The organism is Haliea sp., from assembly GCF_041395985.1.
Classification (GTDB): domain Bacteria; phylum Pseudomonadota; class Gammaproteobacteria; order Pseudomonadales; family Halieaceae; genus Haliea.
In genome coordinates, this window is record NZ_JAWKZJ010000007.1 from 61,266 (window position 1) to 76,507 (window position 15,242).

Annotated in this window: 12 protein-coding genes; 9 read left to right on the plus strand and 3 right to left on the minus strand. The window is 64.3% G+C overall.

Annotated elements, in window-relative coordinates; genetic code table 11:
- Nucleotides 1–18: 18 nt before the first annotated feature.
- Nucleotides 19–663 carry a TetR/AcrR family transcriptional regulator gene (locus R3E49_RS13375; protein WP_371295500.1) on the minus strand — a complete coding sequence of 215 codons (645 nt, stop codon included), beginning with the start codon at nucleotides 661–663 and terminating at the stop codon, nucleotides 19–21.
- A 173-nt stretch (nucleotides 664–836) separates the two neighbouring features.
- On the opposite strand from R3E49_RS13375, the gene R3E49_RS13380 reads away from it, so the two are divergent.
- The 3 genes from R3E49_RS13380 to R3E49_RS13390 are packed head-to-tail and all read left to right on the plus strand — an operon-like array spanning nucleotide 837 to nucleotide 4,258.
- Entirely contained in the window at nucleotides 837–1,991 is a 1,155-nt protein-coding gene (locus tag R3E49_RS13380) for a sulfotransferase (protein WP_371295501.1), read from the plus strand.
- Between the two features lie 12 nt (nucleotides 1,992–2,003).
- Nucleotides 2,004–3,386, plus strand: a complete 1,383-nt coding sequence (locus R3E49_RS13385; protein ID WP_371295502.1) for a hypothetical protein — start codon at nucleotides 2,004–2,006, stop codon at nucleotides 3,384–3,386.
- A 29-nt stretch (nucleotides 3,387–3,415) separates the two neighbouring features.
- A complete protein-coding gene (locus R3E49_RS13390; protein WP_371295503.1) occupies nucleotides 3,416–4,258 on the plus strand; it encodes an SDR family NAD(P)-dependent oxidoreductase in 843 nt (280 codons plus the stop codon).
- On the opposite strand, the gene R3E49_RS13395 is transcribed toward R3E49_RS13390, so the two are convergent.
- Both R3E49_RS13395 and R3E49_RS13400 read right to left on the minus strand, forming a co-directional pair.
- Complete coding sequence (locus tag R3E49_RS13395; RefSeq protein ID WP_371295504.1) at nucleotides 4,255–5,463, minus strand: MFS transporter; 1,209 nt, start codon at nucleotides 5,461–5,463, stop codon at nucleotides 4,255–4,257. The genes R3E49_RS13390 and R3E49_RS13395 overlap by 4 nt on opposite strands.
- A gap of 22 nt (nucleotides 5,464–5,485) precedes the next feature.
- Nucleotides 5,486–6,307 carry an SDR family NAD(P)-dependent oxidoreductase gene (locus tag R3E49_RS13400; RefSeq protein WP_371295505.1) on the minus strand — a complete coding sequence of 274 codons (822 nt, stop codon included), beginning with the start codon at nucleotides 6,305–6,307 and terminating at the stop codon, nucleotides 5,486–5,488.
- A 181-nt stretch (nucleotides 6,308–6,488) separates the two neighbouring features.
- Between R3E49_RS13400 and R3E49_RS13405 the strand changes: the two genes are divergently transcribed.
- From R3E49_RS13405 to R3E49_RS13430, 6 genes are all read left to right on the plus strand, one after another.
- Nucleotides 6,489–7,673, plus strand: coding sequence for a Bcr/CflA family efflux MFS transporter (locus R3E49_RS13405; protein ID WP_290737871.1), 1,185 nt, complete (start codon nucleotides 6,489–6,491; stop codon nucleotides 7,671–7,673).
- 236 nt (nucleotides 7,674–7,909) lie between these two features.
- On the plus strand, nucleotides 7,910–9,052 hold the full coding sequence (gene carA, locus R3E49_RS13410; RefSeq protein ID WP_371295506.1) for a glutamine-hydrolyzing carbamoyl-phosphate synthase small subunit: 1,143 nt from the start codon (nucleotides 7,910–7,912) through the stop codon (nucleotides 9,050–9,052).
- Nucleotides 9,053–9,058: 6 nt separating this feature from the next.
- Nucleotides 9,059–12,280 carry a carbamoyl-phosphate synthase large subunit gene (gene carB, locus R3E49_RS13415; RefSeq protein WP_371295508.1) on the plus strand — a complete coding sequence of 1,074 codons (3,222 nt, stop codon included), beginning with the start codon at nucleotides 9,059–9,061 and terminating at the stop codon, nucleotides 12,278–12,280.
- The gene (gene greA / locus R3E49_RS13420; RefSeq protein ID WP_371295509.1) at nucleotides 12,277–12,753 is read left to right on the plus strand and encodes a transcription elongation factor GreA; all 477 of its coding nucleotides are present in this window, start codon (nucleotides 12,277–12,279) and stop codon (nucleotides 12,751–12,753) included. The genes carB and greA overlap by 4 nt, the downstream gene beginning before the upstream one ends.
- A gap of 26 nt (nucleotides 12,754–12,779) precedes the next feature.
- Nucleotides 12,780–13,850, plus strand: a complete 1,071-nt coding sequence (locus R3E49_RS13425; protein ID WP_371295510.1) for a hypothetical protein — start codon at nucleotides 12,780–12,782, stop codon at nucleotides 13,848–13,850.
- On the plus strand, nucleotides 13,851–15,242 hold the full coding sequence (locus R3E49_RS13430) for a hypothetical protein (RefSeq protein WP_371295511.1): 1,392 nt from the start codon (nucleotides 13,851–13,853) through the stop codon (nucleotides 15,240–15,242).

Genomic DNA, 15,242 nt, shown 5'->3' on the forward strand with positions numbered 1-15,242 from the left:
CGGGCACGTCGGGTTAGGCTACTGCAACAGGTAACGCAGCAGAAGGCTGAGCAATTCCCTGCGGAACGCCGGGTCCTCCAGCGCCTGCGGGCGCTCTGCCAGTGCGGATTGCAGACAGGCATCGAGGCTGCGGCGGGCGATGAACGCCATCTGATCGATGTTCCCTGCCCGCAGTTGTGCGCGGTGCCGGCGCAGGAAGCCCGGGAACCATTGCTCCCACGACGGATTGGACAGTGACTGGGTCAACTCGTTGACCCGCGAACGGATGTCCAGGCTCTGCTGGTACTGCAGGTAGAAATCCGGGTACATGCGGTAGAGCTGCAGCAGCAGTGTGGCCTCGAGCTCGATGATCGCCGCAAGCGTTGCCTCCAGCCCCTGGTCGGTCAGTGCATGGATGCGCGCGAACTCGCCTTCGGTTTGCGCCAGCAGTTCCACCATTCGCTCTTCGTAGACCTCCGCCAGCACCGCTTCCTTGTTCGGAAAATACTGGTACAGGGAGGCAATGTTCACCCCCGCCACGTCGGCGATGCGCGCGGTGGTCAGCCGGTCGGGGCCCTCTTCCTCAAGAATTTTCAGGCAGGCTTCGCGGATGGCCTCGACCAGCGCGCGGGAGCGCTGCTGGCGCGGGCGTTTGCGCGGGGCGGGCAGCTCGTTACCGGGCACAGCACTGCGCCTGTGGTGAAAAATGTAAGGGTCTGTGCATGCGTATCCTGTATGGCTTTAAAAACGCTCTAAAAACAATAGGTTGTATTCTGTCTTCGGCGCTGGAAACCGCAGTTGCCAGCGGCCCCCAAGCGGCTAGAGTACTGTATTCCTGACGTTGGGCAAGGCACACCATGTATTTCGATTTTGATTACTACCGGCGCCTGCTGCGCCATGTCTGGGGGTTGAAACAGTGGCCCGGACGCCGTCGCCTGCTGCTGCGCCTGCTGCTGGTCACGCCGCTCGCCACTCTGTTCAATACCCTGTGTTTTCTACTCGATTACATCTTCTTCCCCCGGCTGTGGACTCAGCGCGTCGTCACGCCGGTGTTCATTGTGGGGCATGCGCGCAGTGGCACAACGCTCATGCATCGCCTGCTGTCGGCGGATGGCGAGCGCTTCAGCTATTTCCTCTACTGGGAAACACTGTTCCCGTCGCTGTTGCAGAAGCGGGTCATTCGCTGGTTGGGTGCTGTGGACAGTGGTCTGCTGGGCGGCGCCCTGTATCGACGGATCAAGGCCTGGGATGACAAGACCTTCGGTCCGTTTCGCCATATTCACAATATGAGTCTGTGGACTTCAGAGGAAGACCAGTTCGCCATGCGTGCGGCCTTCGTGACCCAGCAGTGGGCGACGGACCTGCCAGTGATGGATGTGCTGGACCTGTTCCATCTGGATCAGATGCCCGCCAAACGCCGGCGCTGGATGCACCATTACCGGGAGCTGATCAAGCGTCAGCTCCTGCTCAATGGCGGAGACCGTGTGCACCTGAGCAAGAATCCGGTGATGAGCGGCTGGGTGGCTTCGCTGATCGAATACTTCCCGGATGCACGTATCGTCGTCATGGTGCGGGACCCGGCCGAGTGCGTGCCCAGCCTGCTCAAGCTGGTGGAGATTTCCTGGAAGAGCAAGGGCTGGCGCGCGGAGGATTACGCGCGCTCCCTGGACCTGTTGCTGGAAACCTCCTTCGAGAGCTTCCACAATCCTGCCCGGCAGCTGGCCGCGCACCCTGACACGCTCCGCGCCGTAGTGGACTACCGCGAGCTGACAGCACATCCGCGGGAGACGGTGCACGCCGCCTACCAGGCCCTGGGCATGACGGTGAGCCCGGAATTCGACGCGTTCCTGCAGGCCAATGCGGAACGTGAAAAGAGCCATCACTCCAAATTCGAATACAGCCTTGGGGACTACGCCCTGTCGCGGGAGCTGCTCGAGGAGCGCCTCGCTGACTTCTACGCACGGTATGCATGGCCCACCAGTACACAGGAAAGTGTTTCCACTCGGTCATAAGAGGAACAGGACATGTCCCAGCAAGACAGCAACCACGCCACCCGCGCAGCACTGCGCCAGGCCTTCGATGACATGATCCAGGGCTTCCAGGAGGCGCGCGATGCCATCGATGATCCAGCGCTGTATCCGCCGCCCCCCAGCGACCGCAATCTGGCGGAGGGCTACCGCTATGTGCTGGGCTTCATGCTCGCCGGCATTGAGCGCGCCCTGGGCGATCCACTGTACCCGCGGTTTCGCCGCGCCATCCAGCCCATGAACCGTTCAACGATCGATAACGCTGACGCGGTTTACCTGGGCGTGGAGATCGACGGCAATCACAGCTATCGCATTCGCGGCCGCGCGGCTGACACCCGACACTGGCGCGGGGAGCCCGCCGCGCCGGGCAGGACGGCCCCGCAGTACGTGATTTTCGAGCTGGCCAGCGGCTACGCGGGCGACAGCGGTGAGCTGTCGGAAATGACCCCGGGCACCCGCATCAACACCGGCACCCTGGACAGCACGGCGCTGCAAGTGGCGGAGGACGGCAGCTTCGACATTCTGATCGCCCCGGAGAAACCCGACGGATACACGGGCAATTTTATCCTCAGCAAGCGCAGCAGCCGTGGTGTGGAACACGTTGGTCGCTTCCTCACCTGCCGCGAGCTGTTTCACGACTGGGAAAACCAGGATCTCCTGGACCTGGAAATCCTGCGCATCGGCTGTGAGCAGGAGCCGCGTCCACCGATAGACCCGGCTGCTGCTTTGCAGATGCTGCGTGAGGTGGGTCGGATCGCGCGCAACCAGGTGCATTTCTGGAACGCTTTCAACGCGATCACGCTGGAGACCTACGGCCAGGTACCGGGTGGCCTCAGTGAGCGCATGGGCCTGGACAAGCCGTTCATGCCGGTGAACGACATGAACCCGCCGAACGCGCTGGGGTTGGCCACGGGCGGCGGGCAGAGCAGCAATATCTACGCCGGTGGTACCTATCTGCTGGATGACGACCAGGCGCTGATTATCGAAACCCGCACCCCGGTGGAGCCACACTTTCTCGGCTTCCACCTCGCCAATCTGTGGGGAGAATCCCTCGATTTCGAGAGCTATCCCAGTAATATCAACGCCCACTTCGTCGAAACCGACCCCGATGGCGCCCGGCGTTGGGTGGTTTGCCACCGTGACCCGGGTGTGGCCAACTGGGTCAGTACCACCGGGGTCCCGCACGGCTATACCAGCATGCGCTGGACGTATCCGGAGCCCCCGCCGAAGGAGGAGTGGCCGCAGCTGAAGGTCACGCTGGTGGCGTTCGATGCCATCAGCGAGCACCTGCCGCATGCACGCAGGGTCGGCCCTGAGGAGCGCGCTGCACAGCGGCTGCTGCGTCATCGGCATGTGCAGCGGCGCTACCGTCAGTATTGATAATCGATAACAACACAAAGGAGCCTGTGATGGGACAACTTAAAGGCAAGACGGCGCTGATTACCGGTGCCAGTCGCGGTATCGGACGAGCCATAGCAACCCGCTTTGCGGCGGAGGGCGCGGCGGTGGTCCTGGTGGCATCACGCCTGGGCGCACACGGCAATCTGCCCGGCACCCTGGAGGAGGCCGTGGCGGAGATCAACGCCGCGGGCGGACGCGCGGCGGCGGAGGTCTGCAGCCTGCTTGACACAGAGGCCCGGGCAGATCTGGTGCAGCGTGCCGCCACACATTTCGGGCCGATCGATATTCTGGTGAACAATGCCGCCATGCAGCGCGCCGACATGCCCAGCCGGGTGAACACCGAGCAGCGCAACCAGATGTTCGACCTGAACGTCAATGTGCCCGTGGAGCTGGCAGCCCAGGCCCTGCCAGGCATGCGCGAGCGTGGGCGGGGTTGGATCCTGAGCATCAGCAGTGCCACGGTGCAGCAGCCCGTGGTGCCCTACCGCCATACCCGCGAAAGTGCGCTGGTGATAGCCGCCTACGGGGCCAGCAAGGCGGCGCTGAACCGCTACAGTGAGGGGCTGGCGCACGAGCTCGCGCCGGAGAATATCTACGTCAACACGCTGGCACCGGAGAGCATTGTGCTGACGCCGGGCGCCGAGTATGTACGCGATATCGCCCGCCAGTTCCCCGACTGGGCGGAGCCTGTGGAGATGATGGCGGAAGCGGCGCTTTCGCTGTGCTCGGGCACCCATGTGGGGCGCACGGCCTACAGTCGGCAGTGGGTGCTGGGGCAGGGCCTTGCGGTGCGCAGCCTGGATGGCAAGACTGTGCTGGGTGATGCGTTCCTGCCTGTCGATCTCGGCTAGTTTACTGCACTCCCGCGCCGTTCCCGCTGCACCAGCAGCATCAGCACCACGAAAAACACGCTGGCGCTGAACAGCGGCGCCAGGGTGGGGTGTATCTGGTACAGCGCGCCGGCGCACAGTGGCCCGGCAACAAAGCCGATCGCGGGGCAGGCAGCGACCAGCCCGGCCACCGAACCCTGTTCCTCGGCGGACACCGCGAGTGATGCGCCTGCGGAAACGGAGGGCATGGTCAGGCCCAGGCCGGTGCCGAGGAAGGCCATACCCAGCGCCAGCAGCGGAAAATGATCGGCACTGGCCAGGATGGCGGCGCCGCAGAGCATCGCCAGCAGGCCCAGGCGAATGAATTGCCCCGGTTCCAGTTTCACCCGTTGCATCACCGTAATCTGCACCAGGAAGGTGAACAGGGCCGACACCATTAGCGCTGCGCCGGTCATCTGTGCGGTCTGGATGCCGTTCAGCGCCAGTTTGTCCTGCAGCGTGAAGCCCAGTGTCTGCTGGATCCCGGAAAAGCCCACGAACAGCCCGACGGCGGTGGCCAGCAGGTGGCGCACCCGCCGGTCGGTAAAGCGCAGGCGTATGCGCAGGTGTCGCGGGACACGTTCGCGGCGCGGCGTTTTCGGCAATTGTCGCCACACCAGCAGTGCCGCTGAGGCCGCCAGCGCCGCGGCAAAATACAGCGGTGCCAGCAGGCCGAAGGTCGCCAGAGCGCCACTCACTGCGGGGCCCAGGATAGTGCCCATGCTGTTGGCGGTTCCCAGGCGCGCCATGGTTCGCGTGCGGTGCTCCGGCCCGCTGTTGTCTGCGGCATAGGCCGTTGTGGCGGGGTTGGTGGCAGACATCACGACTGACTGCCCGCAGCGCGCCAGCAGCGCCACGGCGTAGAGCAGGGTGCCGCCCAGAATACCGGCCAGTCCGAGAGAGAACACGCTGGTAAAGACCAGCGTGCCCACGGTGTAACCCAGCAGGCCGGTGATGATGATGGGTTTGCGGCCTACCCGGTCACTCAGGCGGCCCCAGTGTGGAGAGGCGAGGGCGAACACCAGTGCTGAGATGGCGATAATAGAGGTGATCTGCAGTTCCGCGAGCGCGACTTCGCGGCCCAATGGGGCCAGTATCGCAAACACCAGCGATTGGCCCATGCCGGTTGCCATCAGGGCCAGAATGAGCACGGTCAACTGCCCGCCAGAGAGCCTGCCCGTGGTCACGGCACCTTCCGCCCGGATGCGCTCAAGCGCTGTCCTGTCCGATCTTGCCCAGGCCCGGCATAAAACGGGGATAGCTGACGGGAAACAGGCGCGTCAGCAGATTGATGAACCTGGCGTCGTTGCCGATCAGCAGGCGCGGCTGCCGCTTTTCCACGGCACGGACGATCTGCGCCGCGGCCGACTCTGCGCTGGTGCGCACATGCTGTGCGAACATCGCGGCCTTGTCCTCCTCGGTGACGTCGGCACCGCCGCCGCGGCTGCGACGGGCAATGTTGGTGCCGACGCCGCCGGGGTGCACGCAGCACACGTGCACGTTGCTGCCCTGCATTTCCAGGCGCAGGGCCTCGGTGTAGCCGCGCACGGCGAACTTGGAGGCGTTGTAGGCGGACTGCGTCGGCACACCAATCATGCCGAATATGGAGGAAATGTTGACCAGGTGGCCCTGGGTCGCGCGCCTGAGCAGGGGCAGGAAGGCCATGGTGCCGTGGACAACCCCCCAGAAATTGATGCCCATCAGCCACTGCACGTTGGCATAGTCACAGGCGTCGACTCGGTCGCTGTAGCCCACGCCGGCATTGTTGATCACGATGTCCACCGCGGGCTGTTGCGCAGCGATGGCGGCGGCCCAGGCGTCCATTGCCTGCTTGTCGGCGACGTCCACGCACTGTTGCTGTACCGGCACATCTGACCGCTCCAGCCCCGCGAGGGTGTCTGCCAGGCCCGCGGCGTCGATATCGCTCAGAAACAGGGTGCAGCCCTCGCGGTTGAGTTGCTGCGCCAGGGCGCGCCCGATACCGGAGCCAGCGCCGGTGATCACGGCGGTTTTTCCGCTGCTGTAGGTCATGTCGGGAACGGTCCTGTTGTCCAGTGTGAGCGCCACATCATAGAAAACCCGGGGTGCAGCGCAACTGTTTTTTCCGGCGCGGCAGACCAGCGGGCCCGGTACTGCGCCGCCGGGGCCGTCATCTGCGCTACACTATGCGCCCCCCGCAGAGCGGACGCTATCAGGACTCCCCACCATCTTTATGAACCAGGCTTCAGGTATTTCGCTTCCGGTGATATTCGCCCTCGGCTTCACGATGATGCTGGGACCTTTCGCCATTGATACCTACCTGCCCGCGTTTCCCCTGATTGCGGCAGCACTGGGCGTCACCATTCACGATGTGTCGCTCAGCATTTCGGTGTACATGATGGGCTTCGCCGTGGGGCAGCTGACCGGTGGCGCCCTGTCGGACCGCTACGGCCGCCGGCGCGTGCTGGCGACCGGACTGGCCGTATTTGCGCTGGCCAGCTTTGCGCTGGCACAGGTGGCGTCGCTGGAAGCGCTGCTCTGGGGGCGTCTGTTGCAGTCTATCGGTGGTGGCTGGATTGGTGTATCGGTCCCGGCCCTGGTGCGCGATCGAGTGCAGGGTGTGCAGGCCGCCAAACTGTTTTCAATGATTGGCATGGTTGCCATTGTGGCACCGGCTATTGCGCCGGCAATCGGCGCCCTGCTGCTGCAGGTGGGAGATTGGGGACTGGTGTTCCTGTTCCTCGGCGCCTATGCCCTGTTCCTGTTGCCACTGCTGCAGGCCACGGTGTTTCGCGGGCCGCACAGGCCACCCGGGGGCGCTGATGGCCTCGGGTTTCTGGCGCGCTACCTCGGGGTGCTGCAAACCCGCAGTGCGCGGCCGTACATCTTCTGGCAGACGGCCTCCTTCGGCGGCCTGATCATATTCGTCACCTATGCCTCGTATATCTACCTCGGGCATTTTGCCCAGTCCCGGGCGGCCTTCACCGGCCTGTTCGCCTGCAACATTGTGGCAATTTTTGCCTGTAACCTGGGCAATCGGGTGCTCCTGAACCGCTTGCAGCCGCGTCAGATCATGGTGGCGGCTACCTGGGTGCAGGCCGCCAGCGGTCTTGCGCTGCTGCTGATTGTGTTGCTTGATGGGCCGGTGCAGGCGTTTCTGCCCGCCATGATGGTGTACGCCGGCATGCTGGGCGCGATCAGCCCGAACATCCAGGCCTGCTATCTGGAATCCTTCCCGCGCAGTGCCGCTTCAGCGGCTGCGGTGATGGGTGCCACCCAGTTCGGCCTGGGCGGCGCGGCGAGCGCCCTGAGCAACCTGCTGCCCGAGGCGCTGCTGAGCGTGGTTGCCTGTATCGCGGCCTGTGCATTCGCGAGCCTGGGCTGCATGTTGTGGTCGCGACGCAGTGCCGGCCAGTAAGGCACCGGCCGACGGCAGGCGGGCGGCGCATCGCCGCGGTGTTTGCTGGACAGGGGCGGGGGTATCCCCTACAATTCTGCCCCAGTTTTCATATGCCCGGGCCGCGCTCCTGGCATCGGTTTTATCTGCGAGTAACCAGAGCTGATTCTATGAGAAAAAGCGAGATGTGGTGTCCCCCATCTCGCTTTTTTTCAGCGCGCGCAGCAAAGGTTCGCCGCTGAATCTTGGAGGTGTTCTTGTCCAGCCCAGCCCTTTTGGCCCTTGAAGATGGCACCGTTTTCAGAGGTGTGGCGATTGGAGCGGATGGTGCCTCCGTTGGTGAGGTGGTGTTCAACACCGCGATGACCGGGTACCAGGAGATCCTCACGGATCCCTCCTACGCGCGCCAGATTGTCACCCTGACCTACCCCCACATCGGCAACACCGGGACTAACGCGGAAGACGAGGAATCCTCCGCGATCTGGGCCGCGGGGCTGGTGATTCGGGATCTGCCCCTGATGGCGAGCAATTACCGCAATCAGGAAGACCTGCAGAGTTACCTGCGGCGGCGCAATATTGTGGGCATTGCCGACATCGACACCCGGCGCCTGACCCGCATACTGCGCGACAAGGGCGCACAGAACGGCTGCATCATGGCCGGTGAACAGGTGGATGAAGCCGCGGCTCTGGCCCGGGCGCGCGGGTTTGCCGGGCTCAAGGGCATGGACCTGGCGAAGGAAGTCAGTGTGGACGCGCGCTACACCTGGCGCGAGGGCAGCTGGGTACTGGGCTCTGGTTACAGCGAACGGCCCGACACGGAACTGCCCTGGCACGTGGTGGCTTACGACTACGGCGTCAAGCGCAACATCCTGCGCATGCTGGTCGACCGCGGCTGCCGCCTCACGGTGGTGCCGGCGCAAACTCCGGCCAGCGAGGTGCTTGCCCTGCAACCGGACGGGGTGTTCCTGTCCAACGGTCCGGGCGACCCCGAGCCCTGCGACTACGCCATCACTGCCATCCGCGACATTCTCGAGACCGACATACCGGTGTTCGGTATTTGCCTGGGACACCAGCTGCTGGCACTGGCCAGCGGCGCCCGGACCCTGAAAATGGGTCACGGGCACCACGGCGCGAACCACCCGGTGCAGAACCTCGATGACGGCACGGTGCTGATCACCAGCCAGAACCACGGGTTTGCGGTGGATGAGGCCGGCCTTCCGGGCACGCTGCGGGTCACCCACAAATCGCTGTTCGACGGCACCTTGCAGGGTATCCACCGCACCGACAAGGCCGCTTTCGGCTTCCAGGGGCACCCGGAGGCCAGCCCGGGTCCGCACGATGCCGCCCCACTGTTTGACCATTTCATCGCCTTGATGACCGCCAGAACCGGGAGCCGCTGAACCGCCATGCCCAAGAGAACCGACATCCAGAGCATTTTGATCCTCGGCGCAGGCCCCATCGTCATCGGCCAGGCCTGTGAGTTTGACTATTCCGGAGCCCAGGCCTGCAAGGCGCTGCGCGAGGAGGGTTACCGGGTCATCCTGGTGAACTCCAACCCGGCCACCATCATGACCGACCCGTCGATGGCGGATGCCACCTACATCGAGCCCATTGTCTGGCAGACCGTGGCGCGGATTATCGAAGAAGAGCGCCCGGACGCGATATTGCCCACCATGGGTGGACAGACCGCGTTGAACTGCGCACTGGATCTGGCGCGCGAGGGCGTGCTGGAAAAATTCGGTGTGGAGATGATCGGTGCGACCAAGGAAGCCATCGACAAGGCCGAGGACCGCCAGCTGTTTGGCCTGGCCATGAAACGCATCGGCCTCGAAACTCCCCGCGCGGCGCTGGCCCACAGCATGGAAGAGGCTTTCCAGGTGCTGGACCAGATCGGCTTCCCCTGCATTATCCGCCCCTCCTTCACTATGGGTGGCTCGGGCGGTGGTATCGCCTACAACCGTGACGAGTTCGAGCAGATCTGTACCCGCGGCCTGGACCTGTCGCCGACCAAGGAGCTGCTGATTGACGAATCCCTGATCGGTTGGAAAGAGTATGAAATGGAGGTGGTGCGCGACAAGAACGACAACTGCATCATCGTCTGCTCCATCGAGAACTTCGACGCCATGGGCGTGCACACGGGTGACTCCATCACGGTGGCGCCGGCGCAGACCCTGACCGACAAGGAATACCAGATCATGCGCAACGCCTCGCTGGCGGTGTTGCGTGAAATCGGCGTGGAGACCGGCGGTTCCAACGTGCAGTTCGGTATCGACCCCAAAACCGGGCGCATGGTCATTATCGAGATGAACCCCCGGGTGTCGCGCTCCTCGGCGCTGGCCTCCAAGGCCACCGGTTTCCCCATCGCCAAGGTGGCGGCCAAGCTGGCCATTGGCTACACGCTGGATGAGCTGCAGAACGACATTACCGGCGGCGTCACACCGGCTTCTTTCGAGCCGGCGATCGACTACGTGGTTACCAAGATTCCGCGCTTCGCCTTCGAGAAGTTCGGCGCCGCAGATCCGCGTCTGACCACCCAGATGAAGTCGGTGGGCGAGGTGATGGCGATCGGGCGCACCTTCCAGGAGTCCCTGCAGAAGGCGCTGCGCGGGCTGGAAGTGGGTTCAGCGGGCTTTGAGCACAGGATCGACGTGGACAACCCGGACCTGCGCGAAGAGCTGGTGTCAGAGTTGACCAACCCCGGAGCGGATCGCATCTGGTACATCGGTGACGCCTTTCGCGCCGGCATGACCGTCGATGAGGTGTATCAGTACACCGGCGTGGACCCCTGGTTCCTGGTGCAGATCGAGGACATCATCGCCACCGAGGACGCACTGAAGCCCGTGGCCCTGCTGGATATTGACCGCGAGCGCATGTTCCGCCTCAAGCGCAAGGGCTTCTCCGACGCCCGCCTGGCGGTGCTGCTGGGCGTGAGCGAGCGCGAGCTGCGCAAGCACCGGCACGCGCTGGGTATCCGTCCGGTCTATAAGCGGGTGGATACCTGTGCTGCGGAATTCACCTCCGCCACGGCCTACATGTATTCCACCTACGAGGAGGAATGCGAAGCCGCGCCCTCCGATCGCGACAAGATCCTGGTGCTGGGTGGCGGACCGAACCGCATCGGCCAGGGCATCGAATTCGACTACTGCTGTGTGCACGCGGCACTCGCGATGCGCGAGGATGGCTATGAAGCCATCATGGTGAACTGTAACCCGGAGACGGTCTCCACCGACTACGACACCTCGGATCGCCTGTATTTCGAGCCGGTGACGCTGGAAGATGTGCTGGAGATTATCGATCTCGAGCGGCCCAAGGGCGTTATTGTGCAGTTCGGCGGGCAGACCCCGCTGAAGCTGGCGCGCGACCTGGAGGCCCACGGTGTGCCCATTATCGGCACGACGCCGGACGCCATTGATCGCGCGGAAGACCGCGAGCGCTTCCAGAAAATGATCCAGAAGCTCGGCCTGCGGCAGCCCGCCAACACCACCGTGCGCAGCGTGGAAGAGGCGCTGGAAGCGGCGTCGCGTATCGGCTACCCGCTGGTGGTGCGCCCGTCCTACGTGCTGGGTGGTCGCGCCATGGAGATCGTCTACCGCGAGGAAGACCTGTTGCGCTACATGCGCGATGCGGTGCAGGTTTCCAACGATGCACCGGTGCTGCTGGACTCTTTCCTCAGCGCCGCGATTGAAGTGGATATCGATGCGGTCAGCGATGGCGAGCAGGTGGTGATCGGCGCCATCATGCAGCACATCGAGCAGGCCGGCGTGCACTCCGGTGACTCCGCCTGTTCCCTCCCGCCCTACAATCTGGCCCCGGAGGTGCAGGATGCCATGCGCGAGCAGGTGCGGCAGATGGCGCTGGAGCTGGGTGTGAAGGGGCTGATGAACGTGCAGCTGGCCTGGCAGGACGACGAGATCTACGTGATCGAGGTGAACCCGCGCGCATCGCGTACTGTGCCTTTCGTATCCAAGTGCATCGGTGTGTCACTGGCGAAAGTGGCGGCGCGCTGCATGGCAGGCCAGAGCCTGGCATCGCAGAATTTTACCCGCGAGATCGTCCCTCCCTACTTCTCGGTGAAGGAGGCGGTGCTGCCCTTCAACAAATTCCCGGGTGTAGATCCCATACTTGGCCCGGAAATGCGCTCCACCGGCGAGGTGATGGGTACCGGTGACACCTTCGCCGGCGCCTTTGCCAAGGCCCAGCTGGGTGCCGGGGAGCCGCCACCGCGCAGCGGCATGGCGCTGATGAGCGTGCGCGATGTCGACAAACCCGGCGCAGTGCGGGTGGCCCGTGAACTGGTGGCGCTGGGCTTCACCCTGGCAGCGACCAGTGGCACGGCCAAGGCACTGGAAGACGCCGGCCTGCAGGTGCGGCGTGTGAATAAAGTGCTGGAGGGCCGGCCGCATATCGTCGACATGATCAAGAACGATGAGGCCGACCTGATCATCAACACTACTGAAGGGCGTCGTGCGACCACCGACTCGGCGCCGATTCGCGCCAGTGCCGAGCAGCACCGGGTGTTCTACACCACCACGCTGGCGGCAGCGGAAGCGATGACCATGTCCCTGAAACTGGAGACGGACAAAACGGTACGCAGGCTGCAGGACCTGCACAGGAGCATCGTGCAATGAGTAAAGTTCCCATGACCGTCAGCGGTGAACGTCTGCTGCGGGAAGAACTGGACCGCCTCAAGCGTGTTGAGCGGCCGCGCATTGTCGCGGCCATCGCCGAGGCCCGCGAGCACGGCGATCTGAAAGAAAACGCGGAGTATCACGCCGCCCGCGAACAGCAGAGTTTTGCGGAAGGGCGTATCCAGGAGATCGAAAGCAAACTGGCCAACGCCCAGGTGATCGATGTGACCGCGATTGCGCGCACGGGCAAGGTGATCTTCGGTGTCACGGTCGACCTGATCAATGTCGATACCGACGCCACGGTCACCTACCGCATCGTGGGGGAGGATGAGGCCGACGTGAAGAACAACCTGATATCCGTTGGCTCGCCCATCGCACGCGCGTTGATCGGCAAAGAGGAGGGTGATGTCGTCGTGGTCCGTGCACCGGCCGGCGATATCGAATACGAGATAGGCGAGGTGCGCCATATCTAGCGCGTATCCTCCGGCGGTCGCGCCAGATGGATGACGACCGCCGGGTGCGCTCTCTGCAGTTTCTGCCGCTGCTGTGCCTTGCAGCAGGCTTGTTTTACGCTTCTCTGGTCTCCGCCACCGCAATACCGGCGGAGTATCCTGACCGAACAGGTCACACAGTCACCCTGCACTTGTCGGCACAGGGCACCGGTGTCCTGAACCTCGCCTGCCCGGTGTCAGCGCAGCTGCTGCATGTGCGCGTCGATCGAGGTGACCTACTGAGCGCAGTGGCGCTGCAGCGGCTGTCGACGCGGCCCGCAGAGCATCGCAGGGAGGTGTTGAGCGGTCCCTTCAGCGGCGGCACGTTGCAGCTGCCCCTTCCCGCGCCCAGGACCGGGGAGCTGGCAGATTCGCGCTGCCGCATGCAGGTGCAGGGGCGGCCGGGGGCGCGGCTGACCTTCAGCGCGTTTGTGTGGCAACCCGTCTCCTTGGGGTCGCGCCTGCGCGGTATGTGGAGCGACTGGACCGGCTATCGTTCCTGGCAGCAGTATTCCATCAACGCTCATGCAGCAGTGGTGCAGACGGGGCACGGCCTGTCCCCCAACGTGCTGCTCGGCGCGGTTTTCCTGCTGGTTGGGCTGCTGGGCTTCAGGCGCTGGCGCACACGTTTTCTGTTGGGGTGGATGCTGGCCTGCTGGCTGGTACTGGATCTGCCCTGGCAATGGCGCCTCCTGCAACAGGCGGAGGCAACCCGAGCGGTGTTTGCCGGGGTGGCGGCCGAGCGCCGCCCCGGGCTGACCGAAGACGCCGCGCTCTGGGCCTTTGCCGAACAGGTCCGCACACGGGTACCCGCGCTGGAGTCCCGATTCTTCGTCGCCAGTGCCAGCGATTACGCCGGGATGCGTATGGCCTATTACCTGTATCCGCGGAATGTGTACTGGCGTCGCGATGGTCCTGAGCTGCCCCCGGGGGATGCCCTGCACGGCGGGGACTATGTGGTAGTGGTCCAGCCAAGCGAATTGCGCCGCGAGCCGCAGTCTGGTGACCTGGTGCTGGCGGGTTTGCAGGCGCGGGTGCTGCTTGACGTGGGCGGCATTGCCCTGTTCGAGGTGCGCTGAGTGGACTGGCTGCGCCTGACGCTCGCTTTGCTCCTGCCGCTGCTGGTGGGCGTTCAGTGGGTCGCGCGGCTGATACCGGCGTCGCCCGGCCGGCCCTGGCTGGTGGCCGGCTACGGGCTGTTCGCTGGCCTCATGTTCTGGCCCCTGCTGTTGCGGTTGTGGTCGGCCTGCGGGCTGCCGCTGGGATTCTGGTCGCCACTGTGGGTCGCCGCGCTGTTGCTTGTGGCTCTGCGCTGGTGGCCGCAAACGGCACTTCCGACCGTCAGGCCGGTGGCACACTCACGCCCGTTGCCGGTGATCCGTCTGCTCTGCGGCGTGTTGCTGGCGTTACTCTGCCTGCGCCTGCTGTCGCTCGGCGCTGAGGTCATCTGGCGCCCGCTGTTTCCCTGGGATGCGACGATGCACTGGGCGACCAAGGCGCGCACCTGGTTTGAATGGCAGCGCCTGGTTCCCTTCGTGTCTAACGAGGCGTGGCTGCAGCTGGGCGGACAGGGCGTGTTTACCGACCACCACCCCGATTACCCGGTGACCGTGCCGCTCTGGCAGTACTGGCTGGCCACGGCGCTGGCGCGCTGGGATCCGGCGCTGATCAACCTGCCCTGGCTGGTCTGCTACTGCAGCCTGGGCATGGCATTCTTCGGTCAGGCCAGGGCGGCGGCAGCATCCGCCCCGGAAGCGCTGGTGTTCACCTTTTTCCTGCTGACGCTCCCCTTGCTCAACACCCATGTCGCACTCGCCGGCTATGCAGACCTGTTCCTCGCGACAGCCTTCGGCCTTGCGCTCATGGCCTTGCACAACAGCAGTGTGGGCGGTCAGCGGTGGCAGTGGCCCCTGCTGGCGTTTTCTGCATTGAGCTGTTTGCTCATCAAGAATGAAGGTTTTTTCTGGATGCTGGCCCTGCTCCCCGGCCTCTGGGTCGCGCGGCGTCGCGACGCCCGGCGCGTCTTGCTGGCGATAGCCGGCATCGCGGTTGCTGTGCCTCTGGTGCTGTGGCTGTTCCCGCCGGACATTACCGTCGCGGGGCATTCGCTGCACAGCCTTGACCTGGGATACCGCCCGGGCGCTTTGTCCGGTATTCTCAGGAGCTTTCTGGTGCTGGGCAATTGGCATATGTCGCTGTGGTATCTGATACTCCTGGTGGCTCTCGCCGTGTGGCAACGCCCCGGCCTTCTGGTGGCAGCCGGTCCACTGGTCACAGCGCTGTGCGTCGCCTTCCTGCTGTTCCTGTGGCTGTTCACGGTGACTGAATTTGCCATCGGTGCGATTCGCCAGACGGCAGTAGGGCGGATCGGTCTGCACCTGATGCCGGGCGTGCTGTTCCTGTTGTTGGTGATGCACGGCCAGCTGCGCAGGTCGGCGCCGCGACCGGCCTCCACTGAGTTGGCCGGTTAG

Excerpts from the sequence above, each read along its gene's own strand:
- R3E49_RS13425 (WP_371295510.1), top strand. The coding sequence starts at position 12,780 with ATGGATGACGACCGCCGGGTGCGCTCTCTGCAGTTTCTGCCGCTGCTG.
- R3E49_RS13405 (WP_290737871.1), top strand. The coding sequence starts at position 6,489 with ATGAACCAGGCTTCAGGTATTTCGCTTCCGGTGATATTCGCCCTCGGC.
- R3E49_RS13380 (WP_371295501.1), top strand. The coding sequence starts at position 837 with ATGTATTTCGATTTTGATTACTACCGGCGCCTGCTGCGCCATGTCTGG.
- R3E49_RS13390 (WP_371295503.1), top strand. The coding sequence starts at position 3,416 with ATGGGACAACTTAAAGGCAAGACGGCGCTGATTACCGGTGCCAGTCGC.
- R3E49_RS13385 (WP_371295502.1), top strand. The coding sequence starts at position 2,004 with ATGTCCCAGCAAGACAGCAACCACGCCACCCGCGCAGCACTGCGCCAG.
- greA (WP_371295509.1), top strand. The coding sequence starts at position 12,277 with ATGAGTAAAGTTCCCATGACCGTCAGCGGTGAACGTCTGCTGCGGGAA.
- R3E49_RS13400 (WP_371295505.1), bottom strand. The coding sequence starts at position 6,307 with ATGACCTACAGCAGCGGAAAAACCGCCGTGATCACCGGCGCTGGCTCC.
- carB (WP_371295508.1), top strand. The coding sequence starts at position 9,059 with ATGCCCAAGAGAACCGACATCCAGAGCATTTTGATCCTCGGCGCAGGC.